The sequence below is a fragment of the Micromonospora sp. CB01531 genome (assembly GCF_001905095.1).
In the GTDB taxonomy this organism is placed as follows: Bacteria; Actinomycetota; Actinomycetes; order Mycobacteriales; family Micromonosporaceae; genus Micromonospora.
The window spans coordinates 1-3,454 of the sequence record NZ_LWLS01000039.1 but is presented as its reverse complement, the minus strand read 5'-3'; the positions used below and the strand labels follow the sequence as shown (position 1 = coordinate 3,454).

The following is a 3,454-nucleotide window of genomic DNA, read 5'->3' as shown; positions in this document are numbered from 1 at the left end:
CCCAGGAGTCCTTCCAGCACTGGTTTTCCAGGCCGTTGCGTTGGTTGCGGCGTTGGTACCAGATGTAGCCGTTACCCATGATGTCGCCGTACTCGTCGATCCAATGCAACGCCGCCCGCGCGGCGCGCTCGAGCAGCCGCACCGTGTCGGCGTCGCCGGTCCAGCGTTCGTACTCGTCGAGCAGGATCACGTAGAGCGGCGTCGCGTCCGCGCTGCCGAAGTACGGCGCGTGCGGCTGCTCCTCGAACGCGACCGTCTCGCCGTACCGCAACTCGTGCAGGATCTTTCCCGGCTCCTCCTCCCGGAAGTCGTCGAGCACGGCGCCCTGAGTGAGCGCCAGCAGGCGTAGCATCGTGGCGGCGAGGTCTGGCGCGAACGGCAGCGCCTGCAGACTGGTGAACACGCTGTCCCGGCCGAAGATGGCCATGAACCACGGCAGCCCGGCGGCGGGCAGGGTCTGCCCGCCGCCCGTCAGTGGGGTGAAACGCAGGGCGGCGAGATCGACCAGGCAGCGCCGGTACGTCTTCGTCAGTGCCACGGAATCGCAGACCAGGCGGGGCGCCTCGGCCAGCCAACGGTCCAGTTCGCGGCGCATCTCCTTCGTCTTTCGAGTAGACCTGCCCTGGAGGCTCTCGCGGATGTCCCGCCCGTCGGGGCCCAGGGTGCGCACGTGCAGCTCGGTCGCCCACTGTCCGTGCGGGCCGATGCGGATGTCGTACGTCAGCCCGCCCTCGTCGACCCGCGCCGGCTCGCTGGTGGAGATGATCGTCTCCCGCCGGAACTTGTCGCGCTCGTACCCGAGGCACAGGCGCCCGTTTTCCACACGTGCGTGATATCTCCCGCGCTTGGCCTGGACATCCTTGATCTCGAACAGGTCGGCGAAATCGCTCTCGATCTCGACCTGGATCCGCAGATCGACCGGCCGGCTCCTGTGGTTGATCACCGTCAGTCGCTCGGTGAAACTCCCGCCGATACACCGTTCCCGGATGGCCGAGACCTGGGCGTCGGCGAGAGCGGGGGTGGCCGGGACGAGGAAGAAGCGCTTTTCGAAGTACTCGACGTCGTCGACGGTGAGCGTGGTGAGCCGTTCCCCGTCGATGCGCAGAAGCCATTTCGACAGGAATCGCGTGTCGAAGGAGAACAACCCGGTCGGGACGGTGGGAGACGCGTCGATGTCGCCGTTCTCCTCACTGACCACGAACGTGTTACCGTCCAGCAGTCTGACGAGGTCCTGCTTCATGTCCGCTGTCCCTGCTCGCGGGCGAAGGCCCGCGGATGGCGTGCGCCCGAGGGCCCCGGGATGATCCGCTGGATGAGCCGAGCCAGACGCACGTCGCCCTCGGCCGAGAGTTCGTGACGCAACCACGCCGAGTAGACGTTGGTGTCGCCGGCGACGATCCGCTCGAAGAGTGCCCGGTCAACCCGAACGACGAGGTCCGCTCCGCGATCTTCTCGCGACACCCGGATGTCGCCGTTGCGGATCACGAGGAGCCAGTGGTCGATTCCGCGTTCGTGCTCAAGGTCGAAGCGTACGGCGGCGTTGGCCTCCTCGAGCAGGGGTTCATGGCCGCGGCGGCCGAGCCCGCCGAACAATTCCGCGGTGCGATCGGACATCAAGACTCCCTCGGCTCGACTCCCGACGGCGACAAGGTAGTCCGCCGAGGAGTGCTCCGGCATCACCCGCATCGGGTGAGACCGGCTATCTCCTCGCTGGTCACCGAGGCGGTAACGGATCGCCCCGCCGCCGTTTCACCCGAGACGGGTGATGCCACGACCCTGTGGGTGGAGCGATCCTGGCCATGGCGCTCGACCTTCTGGGAGGACTCTGATGTCGGATGTGACCAGAAAATTCTTCGCCGAACTCCCCCGTCAAGGACGCGTGCTCAAGAAGACCACCGGCACCATCCGCTTCGACCTGGACCACGGTCACGGGACGGACCACTGGTTCATCAGCATCACGAACGGGGATATCCGGGTGACGAGGGAAGAGCGCAGCGCGGACATCGTCATCCGCACCGACAACGCCTCGTTCGATCGGATGGTGCTCGGCGAGATCAAACCGGAGCCGGCATGGCTGCGGAACGAGCTCACGAGCGAAGGGGAATTCCGGCTCATCCTCCTGCTGGAGCGGCTCTTCCCCGAGCCCCCAGGTGGGCACCATCCGCGAGCCTTCGCCCGCGAACAGGGGCGGCGGACATGAAACCCGGCCTCGTCCGAATCCTGGACGGCAACATCTTCGTGTTGAGCCAGGACAGCGGCGACATCGAGACGACCCAAGGCGACCCGTCCGGATTCTTCACGCTCGACACGCGATGCCTATCGCTGTGGCGACTGAGCGTCAACGGTGAGCGATTGCACTCGCTGGCCTTGGACGATTCGCAGTACTTCGAGGTGCGTTTCTTCCTGGTGCCCGGCGCCCCCACCCACTACGTGGACGCCAAGGCCTCGGTCATCCGCGAGCGCTCGGTGGCCGGAAGCTTCGAGGAGCGCCTGACCGTCTTCAACCATTCGGATGAACCAACGAAATTCACCATTCGGATCGAGGCGGACTCGGACTTCCTCCCGCTGTGGGCGGTAGCCGAGGGCGGAAGATACGAGCGGCTCGGCCGGATATACAAGCGCGTCGCGGACGGGTGCCTGTGCCTCGGGTACGAGCGCGACACGTTCCGGCGAGAGACGATCATCTCCACCAGCGAGCCGGCGCGGGTCGACGAGGGCGGGCTGACGTACGACATCCGCATCGGCCCGCACGGACAGTGGGCGACCGAGTTGCACGTCCGGGGTCTCGTATTGCGCCCCGACGGCGACGACGTCCGGGCGCATCTGCACCCCGCCCCGCACCGGCGGGACAAACCGCGGCTCGAGCAGGACCTCAAGCAGTGGCTCGCCGAGACCCCACAGCTGTCGTGCGACTGGAAGCCACTGGAGCAGACGTACCGGCGCAGCCTGGTCGATCTCGCCGCTCTGCGGTTTTACCCACTGGCGCTGCCGAGCGAGCCGGTGCCGGCCGCCGGCCTGCCGTGGGCCGCAACCGGCACCGGCCGTGACTCGATCCTTACCAGTCTGCAGGCGCTGCCCGTCGTGCCGGACCAAGCCGTGGCCACCTTGCGCCTACTCGGCCTCGATCAGGCTGCCGTCCTCGACGACTTCCGCGACGAGGAGCCGGGAAAGATCATGCACGAGTTCCGGTACAGCGAGTTGTCCGCGTTCGAGGAGCAGCCTGACACCCCGTACTTCGGCAGCGCGGACGCGACGCCGCTTTTCGTGATCCTGCTCGACGAGTACGAACGCTGGTCGGGAGACGCGGACGTCGTGCGCGAATTCGAGGCCGAGGCGCGGGCGGCGTTGCATTGGATCGACGAGTACGGCGACATCATGGGTAACGGCTACATCTGGTACCAACGCCGCAACCGACGTAACAGCCTGGAAAACCAGTGCTGGAAGGACTCCTGGG

General features: G+C 66.6%; 4 protein-coding genes. 2 read left to right on the top strand and 2 right to left on the bottom strand.

Annotation, left to right across the window (positions count from 1 at the left end; genetic code table 11):
* Nucleotides 1–1,240: amylo-alpha-1,6-glucosidase (locus tag A6A27_RS07340; RefSeq protein ID WP_274534535.1), on the bottom strand; the 1,240-nt coding region annotated here is incomplete at its 3' end.
* On the bottom strand, nt 1,237–1,614 hold the full coding sequence (locus A6A27_RS07335) for an SCP2 sterol-binding domain-containing protein (RefSeq protein ID WP_073833794.1): 378 nt from the start codon (nt 1,612–1,614) through the stop codon (nt 1,237–1,239). The genes A6A27_RS07340 and A6A27_RS07335, both read right to left, overlap by 4 nt.
* A gap of 214 nt (nt 1,615–1,828) precedes the next feature.
* Between A6A27_RS07335 and A6A27_RS07330 the strand changes: the two genes are divergently transcribed.
* Complete coding sequence (locus tag A6A27_RS07330; RefSeq protein ID WP_073833793.1) at nt 1,829–2,200, top strand: SCP2 sterol-binding domain-containing protein; 372 nt, start codon at nt 1,829–1,831, stop codon at nt 2,198–2,200.
* Nucleotides 2,197–3,454, top strand: a 1,258-nt coding sequence (locus A6A27_RS07325; protein ID WP_274534534.1) for an amylo-alpha-1,6-glucosidase, incomplete at its 3' end; no start/stop codon positions are given. The genes A6A27_RS07330 and A6A27_RS07325, both read left to right, overlap by 4 nt.